The sequence below is a fragment of the Fusibacter sp. 3D3 genome, assembly GCF_001748365.1.
Taxonomy (GTDB): domain Bacteria; phylum Bacillota; class Clostridia; order Peptostreptococcales; family Acidaminobacteraceae; genus Fusibacter_A.
This window is the reverse complement of record NZ_BDHH01000002.1, coordinates 154668-171573: the sequence shown is the minus strand read 5'-3', so window position 1 is coordinate 171573 and position 16906 is coordinate 154668. Positions and strand designations below refer to the sequence as shown.

Sequence of the window (16906 nt, the reverse complement as noted above, 5' to 3'; positions counted from 1 at the left end):
TTTCAGTAACTGTAAGCATAAGAATCCAAAATGAAAATGTAACAAGTTCTTCGTTGAAGCTTTTCAACACTAAATAATGATGATTTATTAAAAATACTGTTCTTATTTAAAAAGCTCCAAATCTTAAACTAGGCTTAGGATTTGGAGTTCTCTATTTTATAACAATTTTATAAAATTTCATAGATCTTTATCTTTAAACCCTCATGATCTCGATGACCCTCTCCTCTAAACTGATTGGTATGCAAATATTTTGAAAGCAACTCACTATCCGTATAGAATTTTGGAATCGTATGAAACGGTCTAGGGAAATCAATGTGAAAATAGCCTGTGTTCTCAATGTATAACTTACAGTCCATACCGGATGCATCTTTTCCATCAATCATATATCTTGCCGACATGTGCTTAATGTTATTGGCATCAATCAATTGAGTATCTACTGCTCCCGGAAGAATTTCACCTGAAAACAAGTCGCTTTTTACGCTTCCTTTAAAGGGAATCATCACTATTGTACCCACCTTTGTCTCCAACATGGATCTCTCTAATGTTTCAATTTCAATCTCCATGATCAACTTGTCTTTAGACATCATAAACAGCACCATCATATGAAATTAATGCTGAAATACTGCGTTGTCTTGGTGGAAACTTCTCTTGTATATCATCCGCCAATTCGATACCAATACCGGGTCTATCAGGGATTAAAATGTATCCCTCTTCGACTATGAAAGCCTCTTTAATCATCTCCGATTCCTTACCTCCGTTATAGAAAGAAGGGAACTCCAGTATTGTGAAATTTGGAACTGCCGCCGACAATTGCATACACGCCGCAGTGGAAACTGGCCCTAACGGATTATGAGGAACGATCGTCACATAGTTTGCTTCAGCGATTGCAGCCACTTTTTTACTCGGTGTCAATCCACCAAGTGCACAAACATCTGGACGAACGTATCTAGCCGCTTTTCTTTGTAACAACATTTCAAACTCTTGTATATTTATAAACCGCTCTCCTGTTGCCACAGGAATAACTGTTTTAGAAGCAACTTCATACATTACATCCATATTATCTGGTGGTATTGGATCTTCCAAAAACAAAGGATGATACTTTTCTACGCCTCTGGCAAAAGTTATAGCTTCATTTGGGTTCATACTTCTATGACACTCTAAAACAAGGTCAAATTTATCACCAACTGCCTCTCTACATGCTTTTACTTTATTGATATAGGATTCTACTTTGTTTACAAATATATCCATTTCTCTATCTACAATCGGTTTAGATATGTCCGAAGTTATCATCAATCTCGCTGCTGTAAATCCTTTTTCCTTTAGCTCAATACATCTTTTCGCCATAGCTTCTGCAGTAAATTCAAATACAGCTTCATAGCTCCTTACCTTATCTCTGCATTTACCTCCTAAAAGATCATACACTGGGACGCCTAGAGCCTTACCTTTAATATCCCATAAAGCAATATCAACCGCAGCTATAGCGCTCATAATGACTGAACCTCTAAAATACATGCTTCTGTATAAGTAATTCCAATGATGCTCAATTTGAAAAGGATCTTTCCCGATTAAGTAATCTTCCATTTTCTTCAAAGCACCCACAGTTGCATCCAAAAATCCCCAAGCGCCAGCCTCTCCAACACCATGAATACCTTGATCTGTATGAACTTTAACGAACAGGTAGCGTCCTGCTGGGATAATTTCAATATTTGTTATTTTCATTTAATCTCTCCCTTGATTAACACATTAGATATCTTTTGAAAAAATCAACGACAATGTCTTGTACTTCACTTTGGAAGAACTCATCACTGCCATGATTTGCGCCTTCTATCTCATAATATTCGGTTTGATCTTCAAGTCCGAACTCAACAAGTTTATCATAAAAAGCGCTACTCACTTCACACGGAACATGTCTATCAACCGTTCCATGCATTATAAGCATTGGGCAAGTTTCTTTGTTAATTAAATAAGGTGGACTTGCGCTAATTGAGCGTTCTTTTACATCAACCATATCTCCACCAATTAAAGCTCCTGGATGTGTTTCACTTAAATTTTTCCATCTATAATTTGGGTTCTCTTCGATTGCCTTAATTTCTTTGTCAAACATTGCCGGCATATCCACAGGACCAAACCAATCACAAGCAGCTTGTACGTAGGATGATACACCTTTATTTTCAGTTATCTCTCCATATTCAATGTTCATTCCTGCAAGTGCAGCCAAATGTCCACCAGCAGAGCGTCCCATGATTCCAATTTTATCTGTCAGAAGACCAAACTTATCTGCATTTACTCTTAAAAATCTAATCGCAGATTGAACATCTATGATCTGCGCGGGGAAAACGCCTTGTGAACTCCCACGGTAATACACAAATGCAACGCAAAATCCATGATCTGAAAGATAAGTCATTTCAGGAACTGTTAAATTTTTATCGCTTCCTCTATAACCGCCACCAGGCAACCATAAAATGACTGGTTTCTTCTCTTCATCAGCAATCTCATGAGGATTAAGACCATTTGCCATCCTAGATTCCACATTTCCATGTTGCATCATCAAAGATAAGCAAAGTTCTTGTGGATTTCCGTCCGAATCTAAAATAGTTGAGTATACAATATTATCCAGTAAGGTTATGCCTTTTCTCTTTTTATTCACAATCAAATTATTTCTCATTTTCTCTCCAAAAAAGGAGATTCACAGCATGCAATCTCTGAATCTCCCTGCTCTCTAATATAATGGTATAATCGTCATTGTCCATACTATTGAGACAACACTAAATACGAGTGCCGGTATTATTGATTGCTTAAGAACATCTTTAAGCGTAAAGTTTCCTGCAGCCATGTACATAGGTACCGCAGCAGTTGCCATTGGCGTCATAAATGCCGTTAAGGTTGCTGCCTGAACTAAGATGATTATTCCAATTGGATTAGCCCCCATACTCTTACACGCCTGAATCGCAATAGGAATAAAAATCAGCATTACAGCTCTATTTTGCATTACCTGAGTTAATAAGAACGGAATTATAAAGAATATTGCACCAATGATATATGGGTTTCCAATTGTATTCGCCATATTAGCTAAATAGTCTCCTACAACTGTTCCAGCGCCCGTTTGTGCTAAGGCACTTCCCATGGTCATAGAACCTACAAACAATAAGTACATAGGAATATTCATAGCATTAGTCGCTTCTCTACCCTTTAAGACACCAAACAATACCATTGCAAGCGCACCAATGAAGCAAATTAACCACGTCGGCATTACGATACCTCTTGGTATTGACTTTTGGAATATAAGTGCCAGCGTTGTGAGAATGAAAATAATATACCCTGCTCTCTCTTGAAATGGTCCAAGAGGAGGTAACTCTACCTTTTGTCTATTTTCTTTTATATCTTTTTCTTCAGCTTCAATGTCTGGAGCAACTTTATAGGCAAAGAAAATACAGTAAATTGCCGCCACAATGACTACTGGAAATCTAACAAGCATTGGATCTGTTAATTGAACAACAAAGCCTGTATAAGCATTAGCTTCTAAATATCCATTAAGCTCAGCTGCAACTGTCGCACCACTTCCTAATGGTAGAGCTGAACAAGTAACAATTGCAGAAATTCCTAAAGCAAACATCACTTTTGATGTGTTAATCCCCATATCTTTACATGTTGCCATCATCATAGGTGCCATAATACCAAATACAATCAATGGACTTTGAATGAACTGACTTAACAAGATTGATATTGTAACATATCCGAACATGACTTTTGTGATTGAGCCCTTAGAAATTGCGTTTACACTATGAGCCACATGCTTAACAAACTGAGTTCTCTGCAACCCTGCAGCTACAACGAACATAGACATAATCATAACCCCATTAGAATTACCAAAATTCGCAAGTGCATCTTGGGGGCTAAGACAACCTGTAATGACAAACGCAGCAAAACTCACCATCGATGTCATTGCCATACTCACTTTCCCCCACACATAGCTAATAATTGTCAAAGTACATATTATAAGACAAATAACAAGTGTATTCATTATATAACTCCTCTCCCAATTTACTTCATTAAGCCCCTGCGCATGAACTTAAAAAAACTGTATATAGCACCATATATCTATATGGTCATTATAATACAGTTTTACAATAGAAAAAATCGCAACATTTTCATCATATATGTCATTTAAGTTGATATTAAAAATAATTCTTACAAACTTTTATAAAGTGCTTAATTTCTTCATTTTGTACGAGATCATTATCTGTTACAATAATGAGATTGTGGGGCCTAGGATTTTCACCAAAACTAAACAACCTAACGCCATCACTATAACCATTTTGTTTTACCAGTAAATCCGAGGTTATTACAACGCCCAATTGATTTACAACACATAAAAGCGCTGTTTTAGTTGTCCTAACAGTGATCTTTGTAGTAGGCTCATAAAACTCGTTCTTAAATAATTGATCAAAATAATTTCGAAACACTTGACCTTCCGAATACTGAATAAAATTCTCTTCATAGCAATGTTTAAGATCTATCCACGGATATTTGAAGCCTTCTCTTCGAACACTTTTCAAACATAATGAATTGTCTGGATGTACTGCTAAAACAATTTCACCTTTTTCAAGAATGGTGCAAAAAAATTTATCGATTGATGAATCACTTGTTGTTATCAGAAGATCCAATTGCCTATTTAACAGCATTTGAGTCAAGTTCATGGAACTCTCTTCCTCAAGCATCACCTGAAAATTTGGAAATTCCTTTTTAAATTCAGTAATAACACTTGATATAACGGTTTCAGCCAGAGACATTTGAAAGCCAATTCTCAATCGTCCCATATACATATCCGAAATTCGTCCCATTTCTGAATCAATTTTTTGCTGTAATTTCCGAGCTTCATTAAGCAAAGAAACATAACGCTCTCCAGCATATGTTAAGAAAAATTTTTTGCCCTCTCTTCTAAATATCTTGAGTTTTAATTCTTCTTCCTTAGCAAGAACAAATTTACTTAATGCAGAAGGTGTTATGTACAAATTATTCGCAGCTTTAGTTATACCGCCACACTTTGCAACTTCCAAAATATACTCTGTCGTTTTATCCATTATACTCCACCTCAACTGTATGGTATTTAAACAACTTATTAAATTTCTAAACGCTGTTTATAAAAGTCATTACCAATAGCTCTATTCAAATTTCAACGCTTAGTTAGTGTCTGTTAATTACTTTATACCACTTGAAATTGCTGATTCTTAGGCTAAATTGCGTGACCAAATTGCTCTCTTACTGCAGTCATTTGATTTTCAAGTTTTTTGAACGCCTTTGAAAAGAAGTTCTGCATCGGTTGGGTCAAAATCGTTTATATATGGGTGTCTTGGTTACAACTACAGACAAATCTTCAAAGCTGATGCAAAGATAAAACTTCAAGACCATCATGCGTATGGGTTATTTATGTCAATACACACATCGCATTGCTATTGCCAATCATCGCATTCTCAAGGTTACAGATCAGTTGGTCACTTTCATATATAAAGATTATCGTGATGTCCATAAACCCAAAACAATGACCCTTACGGGTATAGAATTCATACGACGATTTTTAATGCACGTACTGCCTTCAGGCTTTGTGAAAATCAGACATTAAATGCTTTTTCCATAATTGATTTTTTAAGCAAATTTATGAACGTAGATTTTTCTAAGTGTCCCAAATGTCCTCCAGAACCTTCCAAGCTACTTTCAACAAATGCTGTATTACTTTCTCCTGATGGTTACTCAGCTGAAACTGAATATTGCTTACTTGTTCAAATGATTGTATTTTCATGGGGAGGAGGAATCTATGTCATTGTATCAATTTTTCCATGAGTTCACAATCTCATTTTTGCCTTTTATAAGGCGTTTATTCTAAATGTGTTCTAAAAAAACAAAGAGCCGATCATTGGATACCCAAAGGTATTGGTGACACGGCTTCGCTAGGCATAATGTTCCTAAATCACAATTTTTGCCTACTTGAGGCTTATTTTTTTGTGTGATTTAGAAACATTACTTTATGTTAGACGAATACTTTATCCATGTAAATAAAACCACTGTTCTTGTTCTTGATTAAAAAAGGAAATCTGCTATAAGCAAGTTGTACTCGCTCGTAGAGTTTTTGTAGCTGCTCTAAAAAAGTTTCCTAAAGCAGCCAACAAATCTAACTACAAAATCAATTATCATTTTTTTGCCACTTGCATTTGTTCACTATGACACCTATTTATTTAATTGTGGATCTCCAATTATCTCGGCATAACCAACACCTGTGACTTCTTGTCCTTTATAAGTGCCCGTCACATGGATAACCCCTTCCATTCTATTATAGTCTAATACAGTTTCCTGTCCAGGAGCTGTCACCTCTACCAAGAGTTCTGTTTCAACCCCAGGGATCTTTAACGTATATTTAGAGGGCCATGTGATTCCACTCTTTTCACTCACCCAAGGTTCAAATGCGTTTTCTGATAAAGGTTCCACATCTGCAATCGTCAAAGTGCCATCTGGTTGCATAATATTGGCCCAACAGCGCTCACGGTCACCAACGACATCCCAAACCGCAATGACATCTCCATTAGACAACGATATTGACAACCAAGTCCAATGTGCATTTCCAGGCTCTGACCCGAGTTTCTTTTCCATAAGTGATAATACTTGTCTATCATACCAACTGTTGCCCGTAACATTGTATGTCTGACCATTAACCGTTACAGTGCCTGTTGTTTCCATAACAGGAAAAGCGTATTCCAGAGTTGGACTTGCATTATCAAGGAGTGGCCAAATTCCTGTACCACTGTAAGCTAAAACAGGACCTTTTTGGATTAGGACTAAATCAAATGAGCCTTCTCCTGATTCCAATTGTCCCTTGATAGACATACTCTTTTTATCAGCAGACCAAGTCCATAACAAGTTTTTGCTATTCACCTCAAAACCTTCATCGGTTTCCTTGATTTTGCCTTCTTTTCTTTCATCAGCATAATACTTGCTATTCGTAACATCTGTAATGGCAACAGTAGTAGTGGTATTATTAAAAGGCAATGCTATATGGTGCGTCAATAGCCCAAATTCTTGGTCTCCAGCCGTGACGTTCGTTGTAATAAACCAAGAGCCACTACCCGGTTTCATATCGGCGATTGGATCTATAAACATCGGTTGATTAGGTCTTTCAGCATTATCTGGCTTTGAAGTTAATGTCACCGATAAATCAATGTGACTGATTATGATGATTAATACCGCTAGAATAATCGTAATTATTAAAGCCGTTTTACAAGAAATTTTTATTTTATTCCTAAATTTTTCAAACATATTATTTCTCCTTTTTAACACTGCGCTTAGAGTTTTTTTAAACATATTGAGTTCTCAAATCGAATAAACACTATTTCTGCCAGTTACCGACTAGTTCAACACAACAAGTCCCAGTTACCTCTTTGCCTGCAATTATGCCCTTTACGATGCTTTGTCCTTCATATTTGTTCAATTGAGGATTCGCAGAAATGATTTCTTGAGCTTCAGTTGCTGGTGTAATTTCCAATGTCATATTACTTACAGGAATCTTCACAGTAAATCGCGTTGGATAATTCTGTCCTGTTTTATCACTGACAAATACATCAGTTGCTGTTGCTATAACCGAATCTATTGCTTCTACAACTTGCTTGCCATCACGATTCAGTATTGAGGCAAAACAGTTATTCTGTCCATTGTCGTCTGTATAATCCCATATACTGATAGCTGGTCCATCCTCAATAGAAATTCCAAGCCAAGTCCACTTTCCAGGACTTAGTGGCTGTCCATTCTCATCAAGTTTATAATATAGGTTATCAATTTGACGATCAAACCAGCACTTTCCTTCAAGAGGTATCGTTTTTCCGTCTCTCACCAATTCCCCTTTCATGGTGAAATATGGTAGAGAATAGTGATGGTTTTCCTTCATTATTAGAATAGGAAAATATCCTGAACCCCCATTGTAAAGTACATATCCCTTTGGTTCCACCGTTACTTTTAAGGAGCACTCTTCATTTTTTGCAGTCAACACCATTTCGTTTAAATCTGCATTCATAGAGCAGTAATCATTGGTAATAATAAGTTTTTCATTTTCTACCTTTACATTATCCTCTAATGGAAGGAATACATCTTTAGAAGTATACCAACCCGTTTTTTTATCCGTTACAGAAAATACTGTGTTTAAAAATTCAGGTCCTCCTTCTTTCAACTTGACTTTTGCAGCAAAACAACAAAAAAACACCCTTGATCCCATTGCAAACAGTGGGATTCAAGGGTTTCTTTTTTTGCGTTTTTTTGTAGCGTAAATCTATCTCGTTTTGGTTTCTGAAATATTTTTTTTAATCTGTTGAAGTGTTCTTATCTTCGTTGAAAAATCAACATTTGTCACGTCTCCGATATCCTTTAAAACTTCATCGTAATAATCAAACAAGTAATAGTTTTGATCTACATTTGTACATGTACATTTGCTTAAACTGTCGATGATGCGTGTGATGGTGTGTTTGCCATCCATTTTAAACTCTAAAATCCTAGCAAGCACCAAAGCTATGAAGCATGTTAAGAAATGTGCTTTGATGTGGTCTTGTGTTGAAACATATACAGGTCTCGTTTCAAGATCACTTTTGGTAACCTTAAAGGATTCTTCTATCTTCCAAAGGCCTCTGTAGATTTCAATCACTTCACTGGCACTCTTCTTGTATTCGCTTGTGATGAGCACGTAGTAGCCATCAAGAGCCTCTTGCGCTTTTATTTTCTCCTCATCAAGGCTTAAAGCAGTTATATCAGCAATTTCGCCAGTATCTTTTACAAAACTAAGGTTCTTCACATATCCAGCAGCCCCATAGGATGTAGAGCGATTATAGTTTGAAGGTGTTTTTATAAGCTTCTTAGCTTTTTCAATGGCTTTAGCGCGTTCCATCCTAGCTTTCTTCGCATATTTTTCGCTATAGAAAACCACTTGCTTGGCATCGATGGTTTTCTTTTGCTTTTTTCCAGAAGTCATGGTAACCCAAATTTCAGTCGGGTAAATGCGTTCCTTCCACTTATAGTCATCCCCTTTAAAAACATAGCCCTCTTCATCTAAAATATAGTCTTTTAAAGCTTTGTTGGCGCCTCTAGCGGAGTAACTAAAAACAAAGCCATCGTTTGCTGAAAGTGTGTACTGAATGTTGTCACCTGTGGACATCCCTTTGTCAGCAACCACGATGACTTTTCCTAAATCAAACTCTTTTTTCATTCTAGAAAAAGTGGGTCTGTAGGTGAGACAGTCATTGGTATTGCCTGAATAAAGATCGTAGGTAATGGGGATGCCGTTGGTGTCCATGAAAAGGCCCATTTGAACAATGGGGTTTGGACGATGCTCTTTGCTGACGCCTTTGCACCTAAAAGCATCTTCACAATCCGATTCAAAATAATAATTGGTGACATCGTAGTAAACAAGGCTGGTATCTCGTCCGTAGTTTTCTTTGACTTTTTCATTCATCCATAGCTGCAACTCATTGCCTTTTTCATTGAAAAAACTCAGTGCGCGGTAGACGTCATCAAGAGAGTAATGAGCGTTTTCAAAAAAATCATTTCGCTGATCATAGGCTTTCTTTTTAGAGCCTGGGTTAAGGAGTCTTGAAAAAACAAGGAGCTTCATGATGTTATTGGTGCTCGCCTCAATCTTCGTTGAACGTTGGCGATTGATGAGAAACTTGTCAATTTCAAGTGTGTGGTAGATGGCGCTGAAAGCGGCATAGCCAAAGTTTTTACGGTTGTTGGTGCCGACTTCTAATTTGTCATTAGATTTGTACTTAACAAGAATATCTGAATTTTCAAAAGCTTTTTTTTGATTCATTTCGCAGATGATTTTTTCGTAATAAGCAATGGGATCTTTAAACTTTTTTTCTAGTTCATCTAAATAGCCTAGACTTTCAATGGTTCTTGATTTAGTTTTTTTAGTTGTTTTATCTCGATAGCTTTCAACAATAGAAAGATAGACACGTCCTGTGTGTTTTTGATTAATTTTACGTAGAAACATATTATTACTCCTAAACAAAGATATTACAATTATACCATAATAAATCACTTTAATCCATAATAAAATGAAAGAAAAATAAAATAAAAAATCCCTAGACCAGTTAAAACAACTTTAGTCTAGGGATACCTATGTATTATTTTGCTGCAAAACTCGGGAAAGTAAACTCATTTTAAAAAAACATTTAGAATTAGATTTTTCTACGGAGAGTTTCTAATTTACCCCAATAATTCCTTAATGAAGATAACGTTGAAAAAAATTTCGATTGCGATCATCATAATAAAAAACGGTAGGGTATGTTATAATTAAACCCGAAGACTCTATTCATCCAATAAACTTAAAGGGAGTTTTAAATGCATACAATTCTAAAAAAATATTTCGGTTATGATGCCTATAGAGAAGGTCAAGAATCTATCATAGAACAAATTGTTTCGGGCCAAGACGCCTTGATTATAATGCCTACAGGTGGCGGAAAATCCATCTGTTACCAAGTGCCAGCCATGATGCTTGAAGGCGTCACAGTGGTGATTTCGCCACTGATTGCACTGATGAAAGATCAAGTGGAGGCATTGCTTCAAAATGGTATTCCAGCGACATTTCTCAACAGCTCCATCACAGCACAAGAGATGCGGACGCGTCTTGAGGGGATTTCACAAGGTGCGTACAAATTGGTCTACATAGCTCCAGAAGCCCTCATGACCTCACAATTTACAAGGCTTTCAAAAAGCATTAAAATTCAACTGGTGGCAGTGGATGAAGCCCATTGTATCAGTCAGTGGGGACATGATTTTAGACCGAGTTATAAGGACATTTCTATTTGGATTGACCAGCTTACAAAAAGGCCCATCATAGCGGCCTTTACAGCCACAGCCACAAAAGAAGTGAGAGCAGATATTTTAGAGCTTTTAAAGCTTCACAAGCCCTTTGTAAAAATATCTGGGGTAAAGCGTGAAAATTTGATCTATAAAGTGATCAGACCTACTAAAAAGTATGACTATCTTAAGGAATGGTTTGAAAAAGTGCCTAAAGATCACACGGGGATCATCTACTGTGCCACTCGTAAGACGGTGGAATCTCTAACCGATAAACTCAAAAAAGAAGGGTATTCGGCGGCGGCGTACCATGCGGGCATGAGCACAGAAGCACGGAATAAAACGCAAGATGCCTTTATGCTGGATAAAAAGCAAATCATAGTGGCAACCAATGCATTTGGCATGGGGATTGATAAGCCGGATGTGCGATTTGTGATTCATTACAATATGCCTAAAAACATGGAAGCTTATTATCAAGAGGCGGGTAGAGCAGGACGTGACGGTGAGGAAAGCGAGTGTTTGCTTATGTACGATGCATCTGATATCGTCAAGCAAAAATTACTGATCGCACAGGGGACCAATGATCCCATCCGTTATAGGATGATGCTTTCGAATCTTCAAGCGTTGGTTCAGTATTGTCATACTAGTGCCTGTTTGAACGGTGAAATCATGCGCTATTTTGGTGAGCCAGATCCAGAAACGCAGTGTGGTTATTGTGGCAACTGCATGGATACATCAGAACTTGTGGATGAAACGCTCACGTCTCAAAAATTGCTCTCCTGTGTATACCGTGTCGGTCAACGTTATGGGATGAACTTAGTCATTGATGTCTTAAGAGGTTCAAAGGCACAGCGGATTATCGATTGGAAACTCCACGAAGTTTCGACCTATGGTATTTTAAAGGAAAAATCTGTTCAAGAGCTCAAGGATTTGACCATGTTTTTAATTGCTGAGGGCTATCTGGGTATTACTACGGATGAATTTCCAGTCTTAAAACTCAATGCGCTGTCACAAGAAATTTTAAAGGGTAAGAGAACCGTGATGATGAAAAAGTCACAAAGACATGTTTCTTCTTCTAAAAGCAAAAAAACTAAAAATAATAAGAGCAAGGGACACTCGGGTTCAAATCCAGAGCTTTATAATGCATTGGTGGATCTCAGACGCATACTCGCAGAAGAGAAAAAAGTGCCTCTTTATATTATTTTTTCAAATGCGGTTATAGAGGATATTGCAGAATATACGCCTAGAACAAAGGCAGAATTTATAGAGATTAAAGGGATTGGAGAGAAAAAATACGATCTTTATGGTGAACGGTTCATGGATGTGGTGAGACAAATGATGCTTTGAAGCACAGAAGGCTCTTGAAATCGTATGAAATTTGAATCGGGAAAAAAATAAAACGCGTTATGAGGATGTCCTGTAATTATGAGGAGATCATCTTGCGCGTTTTAATTTTGCCTAATCGTCAGTATTTTCAGAATCATATTTAGAATTGTCGGGGTCATCCTCAGGGTTGATGGCTTCTTCTGCCTGTGCAATAAGATCGGCTTCGTCTATAGTGGCAATTTCACTGAAGTAGAGTGTGTACAATTTGCGCGCCTCTTCTTCGTCTTCTTCTGAAACTAAAATATCAATGCCGTAATTAGAAGTGCCCATATAGAGTGTTAAAAATTCTCCAGCTTCTCTATGCTGGGGCATAATTTCAATACCATTATCTTCAAACAACTCTTTGAGCATTTCAAGTTCCATAGGGTTAGATACGGTCGCAATTTTAATCATAAGTGAACCACCTTTCATTTCATAGTTGAGTTGACTAGATTTTAAGCGGTCTATCAAAGGGGATGCTCATGCCCGGTGCCTCTGCCCTCGGTATTAAATAAATCATATCATCAATTGGAAATAAAATATATGAATTTATACTTAAATTGCTTGTGAGGATGTTGACAAAGGGTAAAAGATTCGCTATTCTATATTAAGATGCGATTGATAATCATTATCAATGCAAGATGATGCAATATAAACCAACCCGATTTTAAAAAACGGATACAAAACAAAGAGAGGATAAATGCGATGAAAGATGTAATGGTAATTTATTGGAGTGGTGGTGGCAACACGAAAATCATGGCAGAATCGATCTGTAAAGGGATAGAAGCCGCAGGCAAAACATATGAGCTAAAAGAGGTTGGATCTGCAACTGTACAAGATGTTGAATCCTGTAATCGGCTAGCACTTGGATGTCCTTCCATGGGTGCAGAGGTTTTAGAAGAATCCGAAATGGAACCTTTTGTAGAGGCTATACAGGGAAGTGTTAAAGGTAAAAAGATGCTCTTGTTTGGCTCTTATGGATGGGGAGACGGTGAATGGATGCGAGATTGGGAAGAACGTATGAAATCGTATGGTGCAGAACTCATTTCAGATGGGTTTATCTTAAACGAAACCCCAGATCAATCCGGAATCGATGAAAGTATTGAATTTGGAACACAACTTGCAAATGCTTAAGCATGTTGGCAAAATGGTGCAAGTGTTACGAAGGTAGCGAAGCGGAATGAGTATACGCTTTGATAAGAGCGGTTTGAACAGCCGCATGAAATGCTCTAAAAAATAGAGGATAAGAATGTATATGGAAAATAAAAACAGTGAAATTGAACAGATTTTATGGCAAATTGCCATAAATTGTGCGCCAACCATTTTGGGTGCTAAACCAGCCTCCTTGTTTTGCGTAAAGGAGAAGTCAGATCTTATAAAAAAGTTTGAAAATCAACAGCCATTGATTGAAAAGGTTTTCGGGGTCAAAGTATTTGAGTTAAAAAAAAGCGAAGATCATCTGGTATTACTTCTTTACAATCTGAAATGGTTAGATCAAATATTGAGTTTAGAATCACATAAACAATTTCTAAAATCTATAGGTTATTTAGAGTCTATTTCTTTAGAGGGGTGGTTGAGCCAATTATCAGAGCGGTTTAAATATCAATGTCCACATGAAATCGGTATCTTTTTAGGATACCCACTGTCGGATGTACAAGCGTTTATAGAACCTAAATCAGAATGCTTACATTGTGGGTATTGGAAGGTGTATTCAGAGGTAGATGCTGCTAAAGTAACCTTTGAAAAATATGACAATGCTAAAAAAGAGGTTGTGTTGGCTTTAGAAGCGGGTGTCAATCTGTTTGAATTGAATAAATATTTACTTGTTCGAAGTTCATAATTACGGTAGAGGGTTGCTCAACTTTGGACTTTTGACACTCTAACGGGTTATTGTTCAAAAAACCTCAAAGTCATTGACTCTGAGGTTTTTTAAATAATCGATAGAAGGTGGCGTAAATTATAAGACAAATCCGATAATCAGATACAAAACAGAAGCTAAACCGGCTGCGGTGAGTGCGTAAGGAATCTGCGTCTTCACATGGTCTATGTGGTCGGCAGCTGCACCTGTGGAGGCCAGAATCGTGGTATCTGAAAGGGGTGAACAGTGATCTCCAAAGACGCCACCACCAGCAACTGCAGATACTGTTGCTAAAACCAAGAAGGTGACTTCATTGCCTGAAAAATTAAATGCAAGTGGTGCTGCGATGGGCATAACAATGGCGAAGGTTCCCCACGAAGTCCCTGTGGAAAATGAAATGGTCGCTGCGATTAAAAAGGTCACGAAAGGTAATAAATTTGGCGTTAACCATGTTTCTGTGATGGAAATAATATAATTTGCAGTGCCCATTTGCTTGCTTAAACCATTGATAGAATACGCAAGTGCCAATATGATAATGGCGGGCATGATGCCTTTCATGCCTTTCATTGCAGTATCCATGATATCTTTAAAGGGAATGCCTTGAATGCGCATGATAATGCCTAGGATAACAGAGGCCGTTAAAAAGGCTTCCATTGTTTTCGCAGATTTAAGGGTGATATAGGTCCCCACTGCGATACAGATGACAATGAGAACAGGGAAAAGAAAATCGAAGAATATATGTGTTTTCACGCCAGGATAGGGAGGTGTATCGGTTAATTCTTCACCAACAAGGGGTTCGGCACCATCACGTAATACTTTCCCTTCTTTAAGTGCACGTTCTTCTGCCTTTTTCATAGGACCAAATTCGGGGATAATACCCGCTGCAAAGAGACCTACTAATGCAACTGCTATGATCGCATAAAAATTAAAGATGACGGATTTCGTAAAAATGAGCATACCTTGTTCAGCGGTTTCAACGGGTCCAATTCCCACGAGTAAACCCGATATAAAAACAGCCCAGCCCGTGATTGGAACGAGAACACTTACAGGTGCAGATGTTGAATCGGCTATATAAGCGAGTTTTTCACGTGAAATTTTAGCATCATCTGATAAACTTCTCATGGTTGACCCCACAAATAAAGGACTGAAGTAATCGCTGAAAAATACGAACATCCCCATGACCCATGCTGTGAGCTGAATTTTTTTGCGAGATAACTTTTTCTGCTTCATGACATCCGTAAAACCCTGTATAGCACCTGTTCTCTGGAAAAAAGCAATGAGTATCCCAATGAATATTTCAAGTAAAAAAATCCATGAAAAACTCGTCGTTCCAAGTGATGTCTTGATTAATGCGGGAAAAGCCATTAAGCCTTCCCCGGTGAGCAGAACCCCAATAAAAATGGCGACAAATAATGAAAAAATAGTGTTTCTTGTTTTAAATGCTAAAGCAATTGCAATTACTGCGGGTACCACAGAAATAAACCCCATATGTGTCATGCCTTCCATAATAACGCCTCCCTTTTAAATCGTGAATTTCAAAATTTTAATTTGTCGTCTAGCCAATATTTGTTGTAGTTGCACTTGGTACAAGATCTAAATCCTTTCTCTCCAGTATGCCAAGCATAGCCTCTGGAGAGACAAAAGGTCTCTTTTGAATGACGCTTGTCTCAGCATGTGTCAATGCCCCCTTATAAACACACATGCTTCTTCTGAGATAACCATCTCTCACACAAGCTTCTGTGATGCCATTGTTGGCAATAGAAAGAATGTGTGGGAAAATAGAAGCCGCATAAGCCTTCGAAACGGTATGCGGTGCGGCGCCTGGTATGTTATCAACCCCATAGTGTAAGACGCCATTAACGACATAAGTGGGTTCTAAATGTGTCGTCGGTCTATAGGATTCCACTGCACCGCCAACATCCGCACTCACATCGACGATCACAGAGCCCTTTTTCATTAACTTTAAATCTTCGTTAAAAATCAAGTGATCTTTTCTGTGCTTAGGCCATTTAACACAATTCACAACTAAATCAATCTCACCTAAAATACTTTGGATATTAGAACGATTAGAGATCATGGTGGTGACATTTTTTGAAAATTGATACTGTGCATCTCTGAGGATGCCCACATTAATGTCCATTAAATAGACTTGTCCACCTAAGGCTGCCAGAATATCCACAGCACCTTTGCCAACAATACCCGCACCGAGGACGAGTACTTTTGCAGCAGGTGCACCGCCAATGCCAAAGATGGATTGTCCGCTACCCCCATTGATGCTGAGTAAGTGATAAGTGCCCATAATCGCCCCAAGTTTTCCGGCCGCTTCACAATTAGGAGATCCGTATTTGTGTGTGTCCTCAGCGGTGAAAGCGATCACTTTTTTGTCCAATAGGGCTTGAACTTCTTCGGCGTTAGCAGCTGGGTGAATACACGTAAAGAGGATTTGATTTTCTCTGAGCAGTTCATATTCAGAAGGCTCAATTTCCTTTACCTTAGTGATGAACTCAGCTTTGCTAAAGAGCTCGGATTTTGACTCTAAAACAGTGGCACCTGCCCCTGCGTAGGCTTCATCTTCAAATCCGGCTAGGGCACCCGCTGCTTTCTGTACAAAGACCTCGTGACCATTGTGGATCAATTCTTTCACTTCTACTGGGGTTAGGATCACCCTAGACTCTCCCTCTTTAATTTCTTTTAAAATGCCTATTTTCATAAAATTTCATCCTTTCATCTGATAATCTGCTCTATATCTTGAAATGCTTTAGTCAATAAAGGATTGACACTTAGATATAATGGCAATTATCGTGCCAATTTTTAAGGTGAAATGTGATGAAAAAAGCCAAAATAAAGCCTTGA

General features: G+C 37.9%; 14 protein-coding genes and 1 pseudogene. 4 read left to right on the top strand and 11 right to left on the bottom strand.

The genetic code is table 11. The features are described 5' to 3' along the window. Positions 1–167: 167 nt before the first annotated feature. The 5 genes from F3D3_RS02740 to F3D3_RS02720 form a co-directional block, all read right to left on the bottom strand. The gene (locus tag F3D3_RS02740; protein ID WP_175438268.1) at positions 168–587 is read right to left on the bottom strand and encodes a DUF3237 family protein; all 420 of its coding nucleotides are present in this window, start codon (positions 585–587) and stop codon (positions 168–170) included. Beyond that, a complete protein-coding gene (locus tag F3D3_RS02735) occupies positions 577–1719 on the bottom strand; it encodes a mandelate racemase/muconate lactonizing enzyme family protein (RefSeq protein ID WP_069870990.1) in 1143 nt (380 codons plus the stop codon). Before F3D3_RS02735 ends, F3D3_RS02740 begins: the two co-directional genes overlap by 11 nt. Before the next feature lie 16 nt (positions 1720–1735). Continuing rightward, a complete protein-coding gene (locus F3D3_RS02730) occupies positions 1736–2665 on the bottom strand; it encodes an alpha/beta hydrolase (RefSeq protein ID WP_069870988.1) in 930 nt (309 codons plus the stop codon). A 54-nt stretch (positions 2666–2719) separates the two neighbouring features. Continuing rightward, entirely contained in the window at positions 2720–4021 is a 1302-nt protein-coding gene (locus tag F3D3_RS02725; RefSeq protein ID WP_069870987.1) for an SLC13 family permease, read from the bottom strand. 154 nt (positions 4022–4175) lie between these two features. Beyond that, complete coding sequence (locus F3D3_RS02720; protein ID WP_069870985.1) at positions 4176–5081, bottom strand: LysR family transcriptional regulator; 906 nt, start codon at positions 5079–5081, stop codon at positions 4176–4178. Between the two features lie 341 nt (positions 5082–5422). Between F3D3_RS02720 and F3D3_RS23190 the strand changes: the two are divergent. Continuing rightward, positions 5423–5617: pseudogene (locus F3D3_RS23190) on the top strand (transposase); the annotation flags it as partial. Positions 5618–6222: 605 nt separating this feature from the next. On the opposite strand, the gene F3D3_RS02715 reads toward F3D3_RS23190, so the two are convergent. The 3 genes from F3D3_RS02715 to F3D3_RS02705 form a co-directional block, all read right to left on the bottom strand. After that, positions 6223–7305: a lipocalin-like domain-containing protein gene (locus F3D3_RS02715; protein WP_069870983.1), complete on the bottom strand. Its 1083-nt coding sequence runs from the start codon at positions 7303–7305 to the stop codon at positions 6223–6225. 70 nt (positions 7306–7375) lie between these two features. After that, positions 7376–8209, bottom strand: coding sequence for a lipocalin family protein (locus F3D3_RS02710; protein ID WP_175438266.1), 834 nt, complete (start codon positions 8207–8209; stop codon positions 7376–7378). A gap of 99 nt (positions 8210–8308) precedes the next feature. Then, the gene (locus tag F3D3_RS02705; protein ID WP_069870979.1) at positions 8309–10021 is read right to left on the bottom strand and encodes an IS1634 family transposase; all 1713 of its coding nucleotides are present in this window, start codon (positions 10019–10021) and stop codon (positions 8309–8311) included. Between the two features lie 350 nt (positions 10022–10371). Here F3D3_RS02705 and recQ point away from each other — a divergent pair, with 350 nt between their 5' ends. After that, complete coding sequence (gene recQ, locus F3D3_RS02700) at positions 10372–12177, top strand: DNA helicase RecQ (RefSeq protein ID WP_069870977.1); 1806 nt, start codon at positions 10372–10374, stop codon at positions 12175–12177. A 111-nt stretch (positions 12178–12288) separates the two neighbouring features. Here recQ and F3D3_RS02695 read toward each other — a convergent pair whose 3' ends face one another. Then, positions 12289–12609 carry a DUF2007 domain-containing protein gene (locus tag F3D3_RS02695; RefSeq protein ID WP_069870975.1) on the bottom strand — a complete coding sequence of 107 codons (321 nt, stop codon included), beginning with the start codon at positions 12607–12609 and terminating at the stop codon, positions 12289–12291. Positions 12610–12900: 291 nt separating this feature from the next. Between F3D3_RS02695 and F3D3_RS02690 the strand changes: the two genes are divergently transcribed. Beyond that, positions 12901–13329 carry a flavodoxin gene (locus F3D3_RS02690; RefSeq protein WP_069870973.1) on the top strand — a complete coding sequence of 143 codons (429 nt, stop codon included), beginning with the start codon at positions 12901–12903 and terminating at the stop codon, positions 13327–13329. Between the two features lie 115 nt (positions 13330–13444). After that, the gene (locus tag F3D3_RS02685; protein ID WP_069870972.1) at positions 13445–14035 is read left to right on the top strand and encodes a DUF3793 family protein; all 591 of its coding nucleotides are present in this window, start codon (positions 13445–13447) and stop codon (positions 14033–14035) included. Between the two features lie 117 nt (positions 14036–14152). Here the strand turns inward: F3D3_RS02685 and F3D3_RS02680 are convergent, their stop codons facing one another. Together F3D3_RS02680 and F3D3_RS02675 are read right to left on the bottom strand one after the other, a co-directional pair. After that, positions 14153–15559: a Na+/H+ antiporter NhaC family protein gene (locus F3D3_RS02680; RefSeq protein ID WP_069870970.1), complete on the bottom strand. Its 1407-nt coding sequence runs from the start codon at positions 15557–15559 to the stop codon at positions 14153–14155. A gap of 49 nt (positions 15560–15608) precedes the next feature. Further along, the gene (locus tag F3D3_RS02675; RefSeq protein WP_069870968.1) at positions 15609–16763 is read right to left on the bottom strand and encodes an alanine dehydrogenase; all 1155 of its coding nucleotides are present in this window, start codon (positions 16761–16763) and stop codon (positions 15609–15611) included. Between the last annotated feature and the right edge of the window lie 143 nt (positions 16764–16906).

Bases quoted from the DNA above. Each gene is read 5' to 3' on its own strand.
- F3D3_RS02740 (WP_175438268.1), bottom strand. From the start codon at position 587: ATGATGTCTAAAGACAAGTTGATCATGGAGATTGAAATTGAAACATTA.
- F3D3_RS02735 (WP_069870990.1), bottom strand. From the start codon at position 1,719: ATGAAAATAACAAATATTGAAATTATCCCAGCAGGACGCTACCTGTTC.
- F3D3_RS02730 (WP_069870988.1), bottom strand. From the start codon at position 2,665: ATGAGAAATAATTTGATTGTGAATAAAAAGAGAAAAGGCATAACCTTA.
- F3D3_RS02725 (WP_069870987.1), bottom strand. From the start codon at position 4,021: ATGAATACACTTGTTATTTGTCTTATAATATGTACTTTGACAATTATT.
- F3D3_RS02720 (WP_069870985.1), bottom strand. From the start codon at position 5,081: ATGGATAAAACGACAGAGTATATTTTGGAAGTTGCAAAGTGTGGCGGT.
- F3D3_RS02715 (WP_069870983.1), bottom strand. From the start codon at position 7,305: ATGTTTGAAAAATTTAGGAATAAAATAAAAATTTCTTGTAAAACGGCT.
- F3D3_RS02705 (WP_069870979.1), bottom strand. From the start codon at position 10,021: ATGTTTCTACGTAAAATTAATCAAAAACACACAGGACGTGTCTATCTT.
- recQ (WP_069870977.1), top strand. From the start codon at position 10,372: ATGCATACAATTCTAAAAAAATATTTCGGTTATGATGCCTATAGAGAA.
- F3D3_RS02695 (WP_069870975.1), bottom strand. From the start codon at position 12,609: ATGATTAAAATTGCGACCGTATCTAACCCTATGGAACTTGAAATGCTC.
- F3D3_RS02690 (WP_069870973.1), top strand. From the start codon at position 12,901: ATGAAAGATGTAATGGTAATTTATTGGAGTGGTGGTGGCAACACGAAA.
- F3D3_RS02685 (WP_069870972.1), top strand. From the start codon at position 13,445: ATGTATATGGAAAATAAAAACAGTGAAATTGAACAGATTTTATGGCAA.
- F3D3_RS02680 (WP_069870970.1), bottom strand. From the start codon at position 15,559: ATGGAAGGCATGACACATATGGGGTTTATTTCTGTGGTACCCGCAGTA.
- F3D3_RS02675 (WP_069870968.1), bottom strand. From the start codon at position 16,763: ATGAAAATAGGCATTTTAAAAGAAATTAAAGAGGGAGAGTCTAGGGTG.